The 18,074-nt window shown below is 51.2% G+C and carries 15 protein-coding genes; 8 read left to right on the top strand and 7 right to left on the bottom strand.

Translation table 11 applies throughout. From position 1 onward, the window contains the following. Window positions 1-2,651: gliding motility-associated C-terminal domain-containing protein (locus VFS25_RS22870; protein WP_326464505.1), on the bottom strand; the 2,651-nt coding region annotated here is incomplete at its 3' end. Window positions 2,652-3,025: 374 nt separating this feature from the next. Between VFS25_RS22870 and VFS25_RS22865 the strand changes: the two genes are divergently transcribed. From VFS25_RS22865 to VFS25_RS22850, 4 genes are all read left to right on the top strand, one after another. Further along, window positions 3,026-4,015: a DUF2157 domain-containing protein gene (locus tag VFS25_RS22865; RefSeq protein WP_326464504.1), complete on the top strand. Its 990-nt coding sequence runs from the start codon at window positions 3,026-3,028 to the stop codon at window positions 4,013-4,015. After that, on the top strand, window positions 4,002-5,168 hold the full coding sequence (locus VFS25_RS22860) for a hypothetical protein (RefSeq protein WP_326464503.1): 1,167 nt from the start codon (window positions 4,002-4,004) through the stop codon (window positions 5,166-5,168). Before VFS25_RS22865 ends, VFS25_RS22860 begins: the two co-directional genes overlap by 14 nt. A 73-nt stretch (window positions 5,169-5,241) precedes the next feature. Further along, entirely contained in the window at window positions 5,242-5,583 is a 342-nt protein-coding gene (locus VFS25_RS22855; RefSeq protein WP_326464502.1) for a YciI family protein, read from the top strand. Between the two features lie 51 nt (window positions 5,584-5,634). Further along, entirely contained in the window at window positions 5,635-6,855 is a 1,221-nt protein-coding gene (locus VFS25_RS22850; RefSeq protein ID WP_326464501.1) for an RNA polymerase sigma factor, read from the top strand. 69 nt (window positions 6,856-6,924) lie between these two features. On the opposite strand, the gene VFS25_RS22845 is transcribed toward VFS25_RS22850, so the two are convergent. Both VFS25_RS22845 and VFS25_RS22840 read right to left on the bottom strand, forming a co-directional pair. Continuing rightward, complete coding sequence (locus VFS25_RS22845; protein ID WP_326464500.1) at window positions 6,925-7,347, bottom strand: hypothetical protein; 423 nt, start codon at window positions 7,345-7,347, stop codon at window positions 6,925-6,927. A gap of 75 nt (window positions 7,348-7,422) precedes the next feature. Further along, window positions 7,423-9,150, bottom strand: coding sequence for a hypothetical protein (locus tag VFS25_RS22840; RefSeq protein ID WP_326464499.1), 1,728 nt, complete (start codon window positions 9,148-9,150; stop codon window positions 7,423-7,425). 149 nt (window positions 9,151-9,299) lie between these two features. Here VFS25_RS22840 and VFS25_RS22835 point away from each other — a divergent pair, with 149 nt between their 5' ends. Next, a complete protein-coding gene (locus tag VFS25_RS22835; RefSeq protein WP_326464498.1) occupies window positions 9,300-10,532 on the top strand; it encodes a DUF2264 domain-containing protein in 1,233 nt (410 codons plus the stop codon). A gap of 12 nt (window positions 10,533-10,544) precedes the next feature. Here the strand turns inward: VFS25_RS22835 and VFS25_RS22830 are convergent, their stop codons facing one another. Beyond that, window positions 10,545-11,372, bottom strand: coding sequence for a universal stress protein (locus tag VFS25_RS22830; protein ID WP_326464497.1), 828 nt, complete (start codon window positions 11,370-11,372; stop codon window positions 10,545-10,547). Between the two features lie 194 nt (window positions 11,373-11,566). Between VFS25_RS22830 and VFS25_RS22825 the strand changes: the two genes are divergently transcribed. The 3 genes from VFS25_RS22825 (at window position 11,567) to VFS25_RS22815 (ending at window position 14,913) form a co-directional block, all read left to right on the top strand. Continuing rightward, entirely contained in the window at window positions 11,567-12,400 is an 834-nt protein-coding gene (locus VFS25_RS22825; protein WP_326464496.1) for a universal stress protein, read from the top strand. Window positions 12,401-12,466: 66 nt separating this feature from the next. Further along, window positions 12,467-13,507, top strand: a complete 1,041-nt coding sequence (locus VFS25_RS22820) for an adenylate/guanylate cyclase domain-containing protein (RefSeq protein ID WP_326464495.1) — start codon at window positions 12,467-12,469, stop codon at window positions 13,505-13,507. Between the two features lie 104 nt (window positions 13,508-13,611). Beyond that, window positions 13,612-14,913: an acetyl-CoA hydrolase/transferase family protein gene (locus VFS25_RS22815; RefSeq protein WP_326464494.1), complete on the top strand. Its 1,302-nt coding sequence runs from the start codon at window positions 13,612-13,614 to the stop codon at window positions 14,911-14,913. Between the two features lie 83 nt (window positions 14,914-14,996). Here VFS25_RS22815 and VFS25_RS22810 read toward each other — a convergent pair whose 3' ends face one another. The 3 genes from VFS25_RS22810 to VFS25_RS22800 form a co-directional block, all read right to left on the bottom strand. Further along, the gene (locus VFS25_RS22810) at window positions 14,997-15,608 is read right to left on the bottom strand and encodes a hypothetical protein (RefSeq protein ID WP_326464493.1); all 612 of its coding nucleotides are present in this window, start codon (window positions 15,606-15,608) and stop codon (window positions 14,997-14,999) included. Window positions 15,609-15,699: 91 nt separating this feature from the next. Continuing rightward, complete coding sequence (locus VFS25_RS22805; protein WP_326464492.1) at window positions 15,700-17,109, bottom strand: hypothetical protein; 1,410 nt, start codon at window positions 17,107-17,109, stop codon at window positions 15,700-15,702. 48 nt (window positions 17,110-17,157) lie between these two features. Further along, window positions 17,158-17,742, bottom strand: a complete 585-nt coding sequence (locus VFS25_RS22800; RefSeq protein WP_326464491.1) for a YceI family protein — start codon at window positions 17,740-17,742, stop codon at window positions 17,158-17,160. Window positions 17,743-18,074: the final 332 nt, after the last annotated feature.

The following is an 18,074-nucleotide window of genomic DNA, read 5'->3' as shown; positions in this document are numbered from 1 at the left end:
GGATCGTTTTGCGCAAATACCAGGTTTCCCCATACATTAAATACCTGCAGCTGGTAATTGCGGATATTGCCGTATAACGCGGGGCGGAAAATATCGTTCTGGCCGTCGCCGTTAGGAGAGAAGCCGGTAGGCATGGTTAGTTCGCAATCTTCATCCAGCAGCTTAATTGTAAACGCCTGTGCTGCCACGCAGCCATACTGGTCCTGCACAATAGCGTTATACTCGCCTTTGTCCAGTGTGCGGATGTTGCCATCCGGCACCGGTTTTTCATTCAGGCTATACCGGTAGGGGAGTGTGCCGCCTGCTGCATGAAAACGTACGGCGCCCGGGTGAATGCCGTCGCATTGCATATCCTGCTTATCATCCAGCACCATCGTCAGCTCAGGCGATACATGAATGTTTACAGGCGCTATGGTATCGGCACAGCCGTTCACATCCGTTACCAATGCGGTGAAGCTGCCCGCGGTAAGCCCCGAAAACTCGCCGCTGGCGTTGCTGAGCGCTGTATTATTTAACGTGTACGTATAGGGCAGGGTGCCTCCGCTGGCTTTTACAGATAGCTGTCCGCCTATATAGGAACAGCCGTTTGCAGCTGAAACAAATTTCAGCGCCAGGGGATGGGGCTGCGTAATAGTGGCGGGGCCGGATGATATACACCCGTTGGCATCCTGTACGGCTACCATATACATGCCGGGGGCAAGGGTGTCAAATACAGGCGTTGTACGAAAGCTGCCGTTATCCATGCTGTACAGGTAAGGTAAAGTGCCGCCGCTGGCAGCCAGTGTTATTTTGCCATTGCCTGCGCCGTAACAGCCGATGTGCTGTACGGCCGGCCGTAAGGCCAGCGCGGCGGGTTCCTGTATGGTTATATCGGCGCTGTCCATACACCCGTTATCATCCCTTACGTAGATGCCGTAGCTGCCATGCTTCAGCTGTGTATAAGACGATGCATCCTGCCAGGTAAGGCCACGGTCATTACTGTACCGGTAAGGCGGGGTGCCGCCTTCCGTAGTGATGTTAATGCTGCCGTCGTTGCCGCCATAGCAGCTTACATGGCTTGCTTTTGCTGTAATGTGCAGGGCCGTTGGTTCATGCAGGTCTATGGTTGTACTGGCTTTACAGTTGCCTTTATCCTGCACCAGGAGCGTATAATGCCCCCCGGGCAGCCCTGTGAACGCAGGCTTTGCCTGCCAGGTAGCGCCGTTGTCAAGGCTGTATTTATAAGCCGGGCTGCCGCCTGCAGGCAGGGGAATAATGTTGCCGTTATTGGCATTATAACAGGTTACATGGCTTACCTGTGCGTTGGCCGTAAGCAGGGGAGGCTCGCCTACCGCTACCTGGCTGTGTGCCCGGTGGCCGTACCTGTCTTCTACCAGTATTTGGTACGTGCCGGCCGGCCTGTAAAAACCGTTCGCGCTTTGCCAGGTAACGCCGCTGTCTGCACTGTAACGGTAAGGGCCTGTACCGCCTTCCGGTTTAATGATAATACGCCCGTTAGTGCCCTGGTAGCAGGAAGCGCCCCAGCTGGTAACAGACAGCTGCACTACGTCGGAAGTAGCTACCGTTAACCGCAGGCCGCTGCTGCATCCATGTTCATCCTGGGCGTATAACGAATAGGTATCGGGAACCAGGCTGTCAAAAACAGGCGTGCTTTGCCATTGCTGCCTGGTATTAATACGATACTTATAGTCCGGCGTACCGCCTTCCGCTATTACTGCAATGCCACATTCCGGGCCGCCGTTAAAAACGCCGGTAGCGCTGATAATGTGAAAATAGGCAGGCGCGTGCAGGGTTACGGTATCGTATATACGGCAGCCTTTGCGGTCTGCTACCGCTACTTTGTATGCGCCTGCGGAAATGCCCTGGAAATCCGGTGTGCCCTGCCAGCTAAGCCCGCCGTTATTACTATAGCGGTAGGGCTGTGTGCCTCCTGCAGCCTGTATGGTAATGGCGGCATTCGTATACCCGTAACAGCTGGCGTCCTGGTTTTGCGTTTGCATGGTAAGCGGCGGCGGCGCAGTTATTTCCGCTTTCTTTTCAAGAATACAGCCATTATGGTCTTTTACAAAAACAGTATATATCCCCCGCGGCAGGTGGGTAAATACAGCGTCATCCTGCCAAGTGAGGCCATTTATGCTGTACTGGTAAGGCAGCCCGCCGCCACCGGCCTTTATGGAAATGCTGCCGTTGCTGCTTTCATAACAGGTGGCATTTCTGATAACTGTTGCTATTTCCAAAGGATCGGGAGCGGCCAGGTGCATCCTAGTGCCCGTTGTGCACCCATGCTGATCCTTTACCAGTATGCTGTAATCGCCGGGCAATAGCTGCGTGAAGGAATTGGCTTGCTGCCAGGTACGGCCGTTGTCGCGGCTATATACATATGGCGGTGTACCACCCGTTGCCTGCACCGATATTTGCGCATTACCATTGCAGGAGGCAGCGGCATGCTGCCCGCTGATGGTGAGGGCGGCAGGCTCGCGCAGCTGCACGGTGGCTTTGCCCAGGTGCTGAAGGCTGTCCTGCACATAAATGGTGTATGTGCCTGCACGTAGTTGTGTAAAATCAGGACCGGACTGCCAGGTATGCCCGTCGCGGCTATACCGGTAAGCGCCTTTACCGCGGGAAGCTATTGCGGTAATACTGCCGTCCATGTGGCCATTGCAGGATATGTCCCTGTGTGTAAGTGTAAGTTTCGGTATGTTTGTACTGTCTTCAAAAAGGCTGGAGCTGGTGATCGTACCTGCCGGAAGTATTACAGCCTGTGCCCGGGACGCCTGCAGCAAGGCTGGCATCAAAAACAACAGCGCCCATAATACTCCCGGTTTTTGGTTATACCTCAGTTGCGATTCACAAGTGCTCCATGACCAGGTTTGACTCAGTACGCTGGGCATCGGCATAGGATAGTAATAAAAATGAGGGCTCTATGGTCGGTTTCAAAAGTAGGGATAAGAAAAATAAAATAAATACCATATTAGTTGCAGATGAAGCATTTTTTATACATTGAAACATATTATTTTTATGCACAATGCATTCCAACTTATTTGAGCGCCTGTACACAGCCGGACTTATCAGCGAAGACAGCCTGCGGAAAGTAAAAGCCGCTGCTGCGGGAAAGCTGTTTTCCCTGCACGCCGAGCTGAGGATCACGCTTTACCTTGGCGTGCTTTTGTTAAGTACAGGACTGGGCATACTGGTTTACAAACATATAGATACTATCGGGCACCAGGTTGTACTGCTGTTTATTGCTGCCGTAAGCGCCGGCTGCTTTTACTACTGCTACAAAAAAACGCCGCCGTTTTCCTTTAACAGGGTGGCTGCGCCGGCCGCGCTTTCCGATTACCTGCTGCTGCTGGCCTGCCTTACCTTTGTTTCATTCATCGCGTACCTGCAATACCAGTATGCTGTTTTCGGCAACCACCTGCGGCTGGCTGGATTTATTCCCCTGGTAGTACTGTTCTTCAGCGCTTACTATTTTGACCACCTGGGCGTATTGAGCCTGGCCATTACCAACCTGGCCGCATGGATGGGCATTGTAGTAACACCTTTACACATACTGCGCGACAATGATTTTAACAGCAGCACCCTTATTTACACCGGCCTTGCGCTGGGCGTGCTGCTGGTAGCCGCCGGCGAGATTACTTACTATAAGTATATTAAAAAACATTTCCGCTTTACGTATGTAAATATCGGGGCGCATGTGCTGTTTATAGCCACGCTGGCCGCCATGTTCCATTTTGAGCGGGTGTATTACGGGTGGTTCCTGCTGCTTGCGGCGCTGGCAGCGTTTTTTTACTGGTATGCGTTGCGGCAGCGTTCCTTTTACTTTATGCTGATACTTACGTTGTACGGCTATATTGGCGTTTCCGATGTAGTGCTGCATTTATTAATGAAGATGGATAATTCAGGCATGGGTGCGCTTTACCTGGGGCTGATCTATTTCATTGGTTCTGCTATAGGACTCATACTGCTCCTTATTCATCTTAACAAAAAGATCAAACAGCATGCTGGCATATAATAAGGAATGGCTCGATAACCGCACCACGCAGCAGGAGGCGGCTGCTGCCTTTGAGCAGCATTGCATTAGCCGGGAGGAGCGGGATCGTATAAACCAGGCCTGCCCTGTACCGTTCTATACCCCTAACATTTACATACGCATTGGATTATTCCTGCTAACATTAACAGTGGTGCTGTTTTCCCTGTTGCTATTGATAGTAATGTTCGGGGAAATATCCGGCAGGTCATGGCAGGCTATGCTCATTTTTTCAGGGCTTGTTGCCTGCGGCGTCCTGGAGCTGATAGTGCGGGACCGGAAGCATTACCACTCAGGTGTGGACGACGCCCTGCTGGTGGCCGGCGCAGCGCTGCTGCTCACCGGCATTATTGCCCTGCTGCCAGGCAATGGCCCTTATGCAGCACACTGCCTGCTTATTTTTGCCGTAACAGCCTTTGCCGCCCTGCGCTTTGCCAGCTGGTTAATGACCGTAGCTGCGGCGCTTTCCCTGCTGGCATGCCTGTTTTACACCAGTATTCACCTGGGCAGCGCCGGCCGTGTTGCAACGCCGTTGCTGCTAACAGCAGCTTCATATATCCTGTATGCCCTGGTAAGTAAAACAAAGGGGCAAACAAAGCTGCGGCATTACCGCGCCTGTGGTGCTGCCGCGGAGGTTACCACCCTGGTTACCGGCTGCCTGTGTGTTAACTATTTTGTAGTACGGGAAGCCGGCAACGCATGCTTTAACCTTGATCTGCAGCCCGGGCAAAGCATTCCCGGCGCATGGCTGTTCTGGCTGTGCACCGTGCTGATACCATTGGCTTACATTGCAGCCGGAGTGTGGAAGAAAAATGTAATACTGCTGCGCACCGGGCTGCTGCTTATAGCCGCCATGGTATTCACTATAAAGTACTATCACCACCTTGCGCCCATTGAGCTGGAAATGACCGCTGGCGGCCTGGCAATGATTGCGGTTGCATATGTGCTTATCCGTTACCTGCGCACACCCAGGCATGGCTTTACCGGCAGCGATACCGGCAAGCGCCATCTGCCCGGAAAAGCGCAGGGCGAGTCCCTGGCAATAGCGGAAACCTATTCCGGTGAGCCGGCGCCTGGGCAGGGCTTTGGCTTCGGCGGCGGCACCGGCGGAGGCGGTGGCGCCCAGGGAGGATGGTGAGCAGAAAAAAATAAATTTTGTCCCCCTCCTGATAGTTCAACCGTTATGAGGGTGAATCAAAAATTTTAAAAAGATGAAAGAGTTCTTATTCGTATTCCGGGCCGACTACCAGTCACTGCCCAAAGCGTCGCCTGAACAAATGCAGGCAAATACGCAAAAATGGATGAATTGGGTAGCCGGTATTGCGGCCCAAAACAAGTTATTAGACCGGGGAAACCGCTTACAGCCTTCGGGTAAGGTATTAAAAAGCGACAGCGTAATTTCAGACGGCCCTTATACAGAGATCAAGGAATCCGTTATGGGCTACACCCTTGTAAAAGCAGCCTCACTGGAAGAAGCCACTGCGCTGGCCCAGGACTGCCCGGTGCTTTCTTTCGGCGGTAGCGTGGAGGTGAGGGAAATTAACCCATTGTAATGCTTATTAAAAGCCTTTGTATATTTTACAGGGGCTTTTCCTTTTTCAACCATGCAGCAGAACGATATTATTCCGCATTTATTCAGAACAGAGTACAGTAAAATTGTAGCCGTACTGTGCAAAGTGTTCGATTTGCAGCATATAGCCATTGCGGAAGACATTGCCAGCGAAACCTTTTTAAAAGCATCCGAAAACTGGGCCGTGAAAGGGCTTCCTGAAAACCCCGTTGCATGGCTTTATGCCGTTGCAAAAAATAAGGCCAGGGATTACTTCAGGCATGTTTCCGTTTTTGAAACACAGGTGAAACGGACCGTTAAACCGGATGAAATTGAAGCCCCACCTGATTTTGAGTTTAGCAGCCAGGATATTGCCGATAGCCAGCTGGCAATGATTTTTGCGGTTTGCAACCCCGCTAATTCGGCCGGGGCGCAGGTTTGCCTGGCGCTGCAGATCCTTTGCGGCTTTAGCGTGGAGGAAATCGCCAATGCTTTTTTAACCCAAACCGAAACCATAAAAAAACGCCTGCAAAGGGCCAGGGCTAATCTTCGTGAAGATAATTTTCAAATTAAACGTCTTAGCGAAACAGCCATACAATCGCGGCTGCATACGGTTTTAAAAACAGTGTATCTGCTGTTTAATGAAGGGTACTTTTCCAAAACAAATGATCAGCTTATCAGGAAAGACCTTTGCTCGGAAGCCATCAGGCTGGCATTGGTATTAACAGGAGATCCGCTGACCAACACCGCCGGGGTAAATGCGCTGCTGGCGCTCATGTGCTTTCAAAGCTCCAGGATAGATGCAAGAACAAACGATAAAGGAGAAGCCGTGTTGCTTGAGCAGCAGGACAAAAGCCTGTGGGACCAGGCACTGATAGAAAAAGGCAATTACTACCTGGTAAATGCTTTTGAAAGTAAGGAAGTATCAAAATATCACCTGGAGGCAGCTATTGCTTACTGGCATACCACCACGGCTGAAAATAAATGGCAGCACATTTTACAGTTGTATAATCACCTGGTGCTTATTGAGTATTCGCCAATAACCGCATTGAACAGAACGTTCGCCTTTGCAAAAGTTTATGGAAACGATAAAGCCATACCCGAAGCCCTGAAATTAAACCTGCATAGTAACAACCAGTATCACGCTTTACTGGGCTACCTGTATGCCGGGTCGGATAATGATAAGGCAATCCGCCATTACAGGCAGGCTGTTAGCTTAACAAAATCCGGCGCCGGAAAACAACACCTGGAAAAGGAAATAGAAAAGTTACGCTAAAACAGGAATGCGGGCTAACCGCTTCATTACCACAAACGTATTACCGGCGGCCTCATGAGTGAGCGCCTTTTAGTTGTTCACCGGCGGCCCTGCCTTGCTTTGGTGTATGTGGCCGTGAATAATGGCGGCAATCTGGTCCAGCGTGGCCATGGGAATATTCGGCAGTGTTTCGCAGGGGCTTACCAGCAGGGACTGCAGGTACTGTGAAACTTTTACCCCTTCCGGCGCAATGCTTTTGCCAGGCAGCACCAATGCCTCCGGCGCAATGGTGGGGTTTTGCCGTAAAACCTCCGCCAGCAGGCAATACAGGTGATGAATGGCTTCGTCGTTCTTCTCTGCCGGGAAAGTAGCAATAAATGATTTCTGTAGGCGGCTGCGTACCGTGCTGATACCAATGCCCAGGTCAAACATACGGGCAAAAACACATAGCTCATAGTCACCAATCCGCAGTATGTTGAACTGCAGATTCTCAATGTCATGTTTGTATATCATACCTAATCGTTGTACTCTAATGTACAACACATTAGTAATATTTATATAACATGATTGTGTAAGGAACCTGGTTTTTTATTGCTGGTCGCGTATCTCGGTCACATACATTGCACCGGCAGTGGTAGGTACGTTTTTAAGATAAGTTCCTTTTCTTACACCTTCGCCGGTACCGTACCGCTCTTCCAGGAATTCACTGGTGGTGGAGCCAGGCGCTTTTTCTACATGCGTACCCACTTCCAGCGCTCTTTGGATAAAAGCAGCTGTTTCAGCCAGCATTAGCTCAACATATTCCTTCATTTTTGTAACAGCAGGCGCTTCTGACGGCTGTTGCGGTGCTTGTGGCTGCGTATTATTTGTGCTTTGCGCCTGCAGCTTTTTAGCCAGCGGCATGATCCGCGGATCTCCCTTTTGCAGCTGGTGCTGTGACATCACCTGCTTTATAGCATCCAGTAATGTAAGCCCTCCACCGGAACTTGTGGGCGGCATCATAACGGGCGGGGGCTCTTCTGCACGAATCATTCTTGCTCCCTCTGTTCTGAAGATATTCAGGATGCCTTCCCTTGCTTTAACAAGGGTTTGGCAAAACAGCTCCATATCTGTGGGCGTTGATAAAATGGGCCTGATCAGGTTTAGCGCATCCGTTTTTACCCATATACCCAGGGTTTCCTTTACGTCGGTGGGGGTTGTATCTTTACGCTGGCCGGTGTCCTGGCGATGGCGCATACTGGGAATGGCCACTGCATTGGATGCATACCTTGAGAACACTGCTATTGCATTGGTAACTGCAGTTGGTATGTTCCCGCCAACCTGGCCAAATGCTTCTCTTATCCGCCGTGCTGTATTTTCAGGCAATCCATTTACATACGAGCCGCTTGAATGGATGTCAAATTTACTGAACCGTTCTTCCAGCATGGCGCCTATTTCCTCCGGGAACATTGAAATATTCATCTGGTCATATACCTTACCCCCGCTTTTTGCATTCTTAGTCACGCCAAAGTTCTTATAGGCGCCCTGGATTTGCCAGCCATTTCCAAGGCCTGCGGCTGTTAGCCTGCCGGCTGTTTCGGGCAGGGTAGCAGTAGTGCCAAGCTGGTCTGCAAGGGCGGCCAGGGTATGGTTGATCAGCTCCTTCGTGCTTCTCAGCTTACCGCTTCCTTCGCTGGTTTTAGGAAATACGAACGGCGGCGTAACCAGTTCCAGCGTATTGTACGAGTCGGACTCCAGCCGCCAGGCCAGGTTAAAATAATCGCCCATCTTCATTGCGCTTCCCATCAGCTGGTGGGAAGGAATGATCTCTTCCTTTGTATATTCTGCTGCCGGCGTTTTTTTGAACGAGGCAAATTCAAATTCAAATCCCGCGCTCTGCAAACCGTCCATACTGGTTAGCCCTATCTGGAACTTATCCTGCGCGGCTGTAAATTCCGCCAGGTTATCTTTCGCCATCACGTTCTCAATATCCATTGCAGGGGCAGGCCCTGTAGTGGATATTTGTCTTTCTACATCGGATTTCAGGCTAATGAAATTATGGTACTGCATATTGTCTGCATTCAGCTGAAGCAGCACATTATACAAGCGGCGGCCGTTAGCCTGGCTGAATGTAGACCTGAGCGCATGAAAGGCCGTTTCTGCATCAGGATAGTCAAGCTGCTCTTTGCCTACCATTATCCTGCGCTGAACAACAGGCTCCGAACCAGGCAACATTTGGACAGGTACAGGAGCGCGTTTGGAAATACCCGAAGATGCGGAATGATTTGCGGCGGCGCGGGAGGAAACGGGTGAGCGATAGGTAAAATGTTGGTCCATATTTGAGGGAATGGATTAGGATAGATACTTATTAAAGATACAAAAGTTTATTGTTTACGTACAGGCGCATTTTAAAAGCGGTACCTGGCATTATGCTGCAAAGCTCCATCTGTTATTGTATATTTAGCCCCATACTAACCCAACCCGTTATGAAAGGAAACACATTACTGCTGGCTATTACCTTTTATCTTACCGCCTTTACCGCTGCTGCGCAGCAAAAAACCGCCACCGGCGCCGAAGACCGCGCCGCCTGGGTGCATATGCTGCAGCACATAGCCTGGCCGGTAATAGACAACCTGGCGCATAATACGCTGCAAAAGAATATGCCGCTGGAAAAAGCGCCGGGCTACAACGGTAATGTAAAAGCCGTAACCTACCTGGAAGCATTGGGCAGAACACTCGCAGGCGTTGCGCCCTGGCTGGCCCTGCCCGACGATGCTACCCCCGAAGGAGCGTTACGCAAACAAATGCGCACCGCCGCGCTAAAAGCGCTGACCAACGCTGCCGACAGCAGCAGCCCGGATTTCATCGGCTTTAACGTGCCCGCAGGCCAGCCCATTGTGGATGCCGCTTTCCTGGCGCATGCCTTTATACGCGCGCCCAAAGCATTGTGGGAACCGCTGAACGCGCGCACCAAACAGCACTACATTAACAGCTTTAAATGCCTGCGCAACCGCGCCGCAGGCTATAATAACTGGCTGCTGTTTGCCGGCCTTACAGAAACCTTTCTGCTGGATATTGGAGAAGCTTATGACCCCGCCCGTATACAGTTTGCCGTAAATAAAACAGGAGAATGGTATGTAGGCGACGGCTGGTATTCAGACGGGCCGCACTTTAGCATGGACTATTACAATTCCTTTGTAATACACCCCATGCTGGTTGACCTGCTCAAAATACTGGTACGCCATAAAAAAGCAGGGAATGAAAAATATGAGCAGGCAGTAAAACACATGGCACGGTATTCGGAATACCAGGAGCGTATTATAGCGCCGGATGGTACTTTCCCGGCCTACGGCCGCTCCATTCCCTACCGCAGCGGCGCTTTCCAGGCGCTGGCGCAAACAGCGCTGATGGAGCAGCTGCCGCACACCATAACGCCTGCGCAGGTTCGCTGCGCGCTTACCGCCATGCTGCACAAGCTGTATGATGGCAATCAAAACTTCGACAGCAATAACTGGCTGGTGCTGGGGTTTAACGGGCACCAGCCCACAGTGGCCGATACCTATACTTCTACCGGCAGCCTGTATATGGCCACGCTGGCATTTTTGCCGCTGGGGTTACCGGCAGATAATGTTTTCTGGACCGCGCCGGCCGCACCCTGGACCTCCGTAAAAATATGGAGCGGGCAGCCGGTGAACAAGGATCATAAAATAACCGACTAGCGCTGCGCGGGTTTAAACATGCGCAATAAATACCGGGTAAGCCAGCGACTGTATCAGCAGATCGGCCTGGCTGCGGCGCAGGAACATGGATAAAAGGTTTCTGCCATAAGCCCCCATTACAACAATAGCGTTCGGTTTTTTAAGCAGGTAGGTAAACAGCTCATCGCCGGCATGGCTGCCCTTTATTACCGTAAAACCGGAATAGATGTAGTGGTTGCTGAGCCAGTGGGTAATATGCCTTCTTTCCTCGTCAGGCATATCGTCATCTTTTTTTACCTGTACGGCCGATGCCTTTTTATCTTCCAGCTCCGGCAGCAGGTAGGAAAACTGTTTCATAGCCAGTATGGATGAAGGGCTGCCATCGTAGCAGAACACAATTTCCTCAATAAGCATGGGGGCGGCCGGCGCCACTATTACGGGACATTTAGCTTCGGTCAGCAGCTGTTTCATAAAAGAGCTGGGCACATCATTCCCATCCAACGCGGCAGTGGCGGCATCGGCAACAATAAGGTCGGCAAAGCGGCTTTCGTTTACCAGCGCTTCCAGCACGCCGCTTTCGGTGTGATGGACAGATGCAGGAATGCCTTTCTCCGAGCAGGTGTGCCGGAACGATTCCAGCAGCGCATCCAGCTTGTGTTGGTAAAGCTCCTGCTCCGGCTGATCCGTATTTGCAAAAGCATCTGCAAAAGGAAGGCCGTACAGCTGTGTGTTTTGTATGGGCTGCGACTGGAAGAAAAAGCCGGTAAGCCGTGCCCGGGTAATGCCAGCCAGCTGGCAGGCAAAGTCAAGCACATTAGGGGCGGGTTTATCGCCGGATATTACTAATATGATCTTTTCCATAACTGCTTTTTTTCAAAAGTAACGCAGGAACGCACGCACAACAATGACCGCCATCAGTACGGCGCCTGACTGTGGTGTGCCGCAACCGCATGTGATTATAATCAGCATGCGGCCTGCGTGCTGTCATTTTTTGCAGCCGGGATTGCATCTAATTTAGCCCCTGTGATCCCTTCTTAACCTTAAAAAGTTATTTTATGCAAAAGATGCTATACGTAACCGACGCCCTGCAGTTCAACCGCCAATGCTTTGACTTCGCATGCGCTTTAAGCAATATTACCGGCGCCATGTTAACCGGCATTTTCCTGGAAAATCCCCAGCTGGAGCAGCGTGCCTGGGAAACCATACAGGAAACCGCTTTCAGCGTGAGCGTGGCAGATACTGTTGCCAGGGAAATACGCAAAGGCTATTGCGAAGAGAATATCCGTTATTTTAAGGAAACCTGTAACCTTAAAGGCATTACCTGCAGTGTGCACCGCCATGGCGGCGCGCCCATACAGGAGGCCATCAAGGAAAGCCGGTATGCGGATGTTATCGTGGTAGACCCTGCCATTTCCTTTAGTGAAGTAAGGGAAACAGCCCCCTCCGCCTTTTTAAAGGAGCTGCTGAAACAGGCGGAATGCCCGGTAATAATAGCCCCCGAAGCATTTGATGATATACAGGAAATTATTTTTACCTGCGATAACACCCGCTCCGCTGTATATGCCATTAAACAGTTCACCTATATCTTCCCGCAGCTGCACTACCGCAAGGCTACGCTGCTGCATGTTGCGGAACCGGGCAAAACCCTGGGCGAAAGCAAATACAGGCTCAAAGAGTGGCTGAAAGCGCACTATGATAATGTTGAAATACTGGTGCTGGAAGACGCCAATGTAAAAGCAAGGCTGCTTGAGCACCTGCTGGCCCGCCGCAATGCATTTGTTGTAATGGGCGCCTATGGCCGCAGCACCTTATCAAACCTGCTGTGGCCCAGCCATGCGGCCCCGGTGGTAAAGCTGGTAACGCTGCCGGTGTTCATCGCGCACCCGTAAGCAGCAGGTACGCCGGTTTTGCCTGAAAATAGATATATTGAGGGAGCAAACCCCCTTAATCTGATCATGAACAGGAGAACTACCTACCAGCTGCAGCAATTGGCCATTATTACAGTGGTATGGCTGATCATAGGCTTTTTGATCCCGTTCTACGACCACCTAGCGCTTTCTACTATGAATGCTGTTCCGCCGGTGCCAAAATATACGCTTCCGGAAGCGATACTCATTAACATGGGCGCAGCCCTTACCGGCGCGCTGTTAGGCGGCAGCTTTCTCGTTTTTTTTGTGAATGTGCGGTTCAGGGACAAATCATATGGTTACACCATTCTGGCAGTAGCGCTTTGTTTCCTGCTGGTGATCGTGATCGTTAACCTGCTCCTCCGGTTATTCAGCATACCATCAGACCCTTACAGGATCATGAAGAACTGTATGGTATGGGGCATTGTAGTTACCGTTACCCAGCTGTTCCTGCAGATCAACAACAAGTTTGGCCAGGGTGTTTTCTGGAACATCCTCCGCGGCAAATACAATACTCCCAGGGAAGAACAGCGGATATTCATGTTCCTTGACCTGAACGCTTCCACCACTATTGCCGAACGGCTGGGCGATAAAAAGTATCATGCCTTTCTCAAAGACATTTTCACGGATATTACCAACCCCATACTGGACAACAAGGGAGAGATCTATCAATATGTAGGAGATGAGGTGATCGTAGCCTGGAAGTATGACGAAGGCATACAAAACAGTAAATGCGTGCAGTGCTTCTTTGATATCAAGTGGCAGCTGCAGCAGCTGCACCACAAGTACATGCGGCAGTATGAGGTAGCTCCGTCCTTTAAGGCAGGCATCCATTGCGGAAAAGTGGTTGCCGGCGAAGTAGGCATCATTAAAAGGGATATTACCTACTCCGGTGATGTATTGAACACTACTTCGCGAATACAGAACATGTGCAAGGAGTTTAATGAAGAGGTAATTGTATCTGGCGACCTGGTGGCTTCCCTGCGCCTGGCCGGCAATTTTGTTACGCAGTCGCTGGGCTCCATTAAGCTAAAGGGCAAGCAGAAAGAAATGCTGCTGATAGCTCTTAAGTCCATGGCAATGGATTAAGGCTGCCGCAGCCGCAAAACACTGATTTCCGTCACCGCTCCCGGTAACCTTCGTCATTGCCAGCCATTCCCGCACGCGGTAGCTTGCAGCTAAAATACAATTACATGAAAGCAACCGACACCACATACCAGACACCGGAGGAAGCCCTTTCCCTTATAAAAAGCGGCGACCGCGTATTTATTCACGGCAGCGCAGCCACCCCGCTGGAGCTGGTGAACACACTGCTGCTAAGGGCAGGGGAGCTGCAGGATGTAGAGCTGGTATCTATCAGCACCTACGGGCAAATCAACTGGAACCACCCCCGGGTGCTGAAAAGCTTTTACCTGAACTCCCTGTTCGTATCTGCCAACGTAAGAGGATGGGTAAATACCCGCAGCGGCGATTACGTACCCGTGTTCCTGAGCGAAATACCCCGCCTGTTTGAAAAAGGATTTCTGCCGCTGGATGTGGCCATTGTTCAGGTTTCCCCGCCGGACCAGCACGGCTACTGCACACTGGGCACTTCTGTGGATGCGGCCATCAGCGCCGTGCGCAGCGCCAAAAAAGTGATTGCGCAGGTAAACCCGCTGATGCCCCGCGTAATGGGCGACGGGGTAGTGCACCATTCCCGCTTTGACGCTATGGTGTGGAAAGAGGCCTTTTTGCCCGAAGTAAGCTATTCCGCTAAAATAGATGATACCGCGGAACAGATCAGCCGGTATGTGGCAGGTTTAATTGACGATGGCGCTACCCTGCAGGTAGGCATAGGCGGTATACCGGATGCGGTGCTGAAGCAGCTGGAGCATCACAAGGGGCTGGGCCTGCACACCGAAATGTTTTCCGACGGCGTAGTGCCGCTGGTAGAACGCGGCGTTATTACCAACGAGCATAAAGCGGTGCGCCGCGGCAAAATTGTAAGCAGCTTTATACTGGGCACCCGCAAGGTGTACGACTTTGTGGATAACAACCCGTATGTAAGTCTTATGGACGTATCTTTTGTGAACGACAGTGATGTGATACGCCGCAACCCCAGGGTAGTGGCTATTAACAGCGCTATTGAAATAGACCTGACCGGGCAGGTGTGCGCCGACTCCATTGGTATGTACCAGTATTCAGGTATCGGCGGACAAATGGACTTTATGCGGGGCGCTGCCCTGTCTGAAGGCGGCAAACCCATTATAGCGCTGCCTTCCACCACTAAAGATGGTATCTCCCGCATTGTGCCCTGCCTGAAACCAGGCGCCGGCGTGGTAACCACCCGCGGGCATGTGCAATATGTAGTAACGGAATATGGTGTTGTGAACCTCTACGGGAAAAACATGGAGCAGCGCGCACGGCTGCTTATCAGCATAGCGCACCCGGCGCACCGGGAAAGCCTGGAAAAAGCATATTATGAAAGGTTCGGGAAATTATACCAGCCGGCATAAGCCCTGGTAATAAGGAAGCTTTGAGTCACTTGGTACTGACCAGGAAGAATGTGAGATCATTCTTCCTGGTCAGTACCTTTTTTTTATGCCTTTTTAAAGTTGAGGTCAAACTGTACTTCCAGCAGGTCGTTTGCGCGTACCATGCCGCCGAATTTTTTGGGAGGGGTAAGGTTAAAGTCGGAGAAGCGGATCACCTGTGTACCTTCCAGGTGTATAAGCTGCTGCGCATCCCTGGATATGCGGTAGTTAATGTTGAACTGCCTGGCGGTGCCTGCCAGCTCAATAATAACGGCGCCGCACGTACTGGTTGCCGCGGTATTGTCCGGCGGGTATTGCTGCAGGGTTACAAAGGTAATGCGCAGGTGGGGGTATTCATCTGCCTTCAGGGTTTTACGGAGGTCGTTGGTCATGGTTTTGTTCATACAGTCAAAGCCGGTAACAGGCAGGCCAATGCAGCCACTGAGCATTACGGGCTGCGCCCTGCGGCAGCTGCGCTGTACCGTAAGCGTATCTGGCCCCGCATAGCTGTTAATGGCGCAGCGGAAGGTATTTACATTGGTGCGCCCGTTCACCTGCAGGGCGCAGCCTTTGGTAACAATCCATTTCTCGGGGGCTTCCTGGTTATTGCTGCCCGGCAGCTGCGGGCTGTGCGCGCAAAGCACATATGTAAGGAGCAGGGCCGGTAAATGTTGCATGAACATGGTACAAAAAATAGAAGGTAAAAAAGAAAGAAAGTCAGCATACCGGTAGCAGCACCCTGACTTTCATGATTATGCCCGGATGCGGCTAAAAGCCTACCGAAGCTTCAATTACATAACCGTCAAACCGGCCGCCGGCGCGATAGTCTGCCACCGGGAAGTGCTTGTATTGCTGTATCACATATTCTCCTTTAAGCAGCACATTCCTTGTGAGGAACCAGCCGGCGCCCAATGCCAGGCGGTCTACATTCACCTTGCCGGTGTAGTTAACGGGGCCTGCGCCGGTACCGGCCGCATTGTTGGCCAGCTGTGCGTGCACGTTGTTATAGCGTACGCCCACAAACAGGTTTTCTGCTTTAAAGAAGCGGTATATTACGTCAACGGCATACTGGTTGGCATTGCGGGCGGCTGTTTCACGCGCGTTCCTGCCGGAGGCGGTTTCATAGGTGCCAAACAGTTCCAGGCCGCGGGTTTTAACAAACCCGTTGAACATAAAGGCGTTTATCTTTTTGGTAAAGCCCGGGTTCAGCCGGCCGGAGAAAGCCAGGGGCGTACCTGCGCCGGTGCTGCTGCTTGGGTTGGCTGAGTTCAGCTCCATCACATACTGGTAGTTGGAGCCGCTGCGGTCGCCGCCATACAGGGTGTTGCTGCCGCTGCTCTGGTTACCGTAGTAAGAGGCGCTTAAACGCATACGCACATTGCTGGTTACCATTTTATCAAAGCCTGCTTTCAGCAAAAGGGAGGGCGATTTGTGCAGCTTACCATCGGGGTTGGCAGCCGCATACAGGGAGTCTACATTCCCTTTTATCATACCGTTGGTAACGCCGATCATACCAAACAGGCCGTTCTTTTTAACATAGATCTCGCCGCCTATTTCCGTGGCATAGGCATCCATGATGTAGCCTTCCATAAAGGGGTTGTACAGTGTGTGGCCGCCGTCTGAACGGCGGAAGTGCTCGTCGCCGTAGTTCACTTCAAAATGGCCTACCTTGATGGTGGTTACCTTCATAATATTGTCCCATACCTGGCCTTTGAAGGGCAGCCTGTCGAACTGTATGAAGCCGCCTTTTACCCATGCCTCATTGTGGTGCTTGGAAGAAAGGTAGGTGGTAACGTTCAGGCGTATACCGTCGGCCAGCTGCACATCCATGTAAAGGTTAGCCTGTGCGGTCTGGAAGCCTGCGGTGATCACTTTCAGCTTGTTGCCGGCTTTGGACTCACCGTTGGAAAAGGAGCCTGCATCGTTGTTCAGCGCATCGGGGTTTTTATGCTTCAGGTTCTGGAACTGTTGTGTAAAGCCGGCGCCGAATTTAAGCTTCAGGCCGTCAAATACGGCTGCGGTATCTTTCGGGTCCTCAAATACGTTAATGCCCTGCTGGTCGTACCGGCGCATATTGGGAAAATCCGGCTTAACCTGTACCTGCTGCGCCATCAGGGCTGCCGGCAGCTGCAGCAGCAACAGGCAATAAAGGAGCGGTTTATTAAAGAGCAATTTCATGTGAGGGTGATTTAGAGATGAGAGGATGGTGAACTTATCTTTGGTGGTTTATTTTTTTAACGTCAGCTCAAAGCTTACGGTAACATCGTTGCCGGTTTTAACGGTGCCCATCATGAATGAGGGAGGCTCCATGTTAAAGCTTTTCATGCTGATCTTTTTACTGCCTTTTACCGTAATGCTTTTATCTGCATTTACTTTTACAGTGGCCAGCAGCTCAGCATCCTGCGTAAAGCCGGCAATGGTAAGCCTGCCCTGGCATTTAATGCTGCCGTCGGCCGCCAGGGTGGCGCTGGTGAGCTGGTAGGTAATGTTGGGCGCCTTATCAGCCTTAAGCGCTTTGTAAGCATTTTTATCCATGCCGCTATGTTCACTTTTCAGGGCCTGGGCAGGCATGGTAAAGCGCATGGCAGTGAGGCCGGTGGGCTGGCCGCTGGCGTCTGTACTGAACGTAGCGGAGCATTCTCCCTGTTTGCTTTCCATTGTCCAGTCGTGCAGGGTAGAAGTGCCGCTAACAGTAGTATGTACATTTTGACTGTGATAATTTACCTGGGCTATGGCGGCTGCTCCAAAAAGCTGCATGCAAAGCAGCAATATTAAAGGGCTGATCCTGCTGTGTGAGGAATGTGTTTTCATGGTGTTGTATTTACGATGCAAAGTAGATCAGTAGCAGGTTTCATGAAATGACAGGCATCATAACGGAATGTGATTTTTGTTATAATATGGGGTGATGGCTGTCAACATACGTTTAACCGTATACGTTACATTACAGCCTTCTGATTTCAGCAAAAAAAAGCCGCCACCTGGATAAGTAGCAGCTGTGTGTCAGGTTGCATTTAGGAACCATTATTGTGGTACGTCGTGAGCCACAATGTTTATGGATTTGAGATAATTAATAGCTCAAAGGAACAACAGGCAGGCGGGAGGGGAAATGATGTGTGTCAATCCGAAAGGTGATAGTTATCATA

It is taken from the genome of Chitinophaga sp. (genome assembly GCF_035761305.1).
GTDB lineage: Bacteria > Bacteroidota > Bacteroidia > Chitinophagales > Chitinophagaceae > Chitinophaga.
The sequence above is the reverse complement of the archived record's forward strand: the minus strand, read 5'-3'. Positions and strand labels throughout refer to the sequence as shown.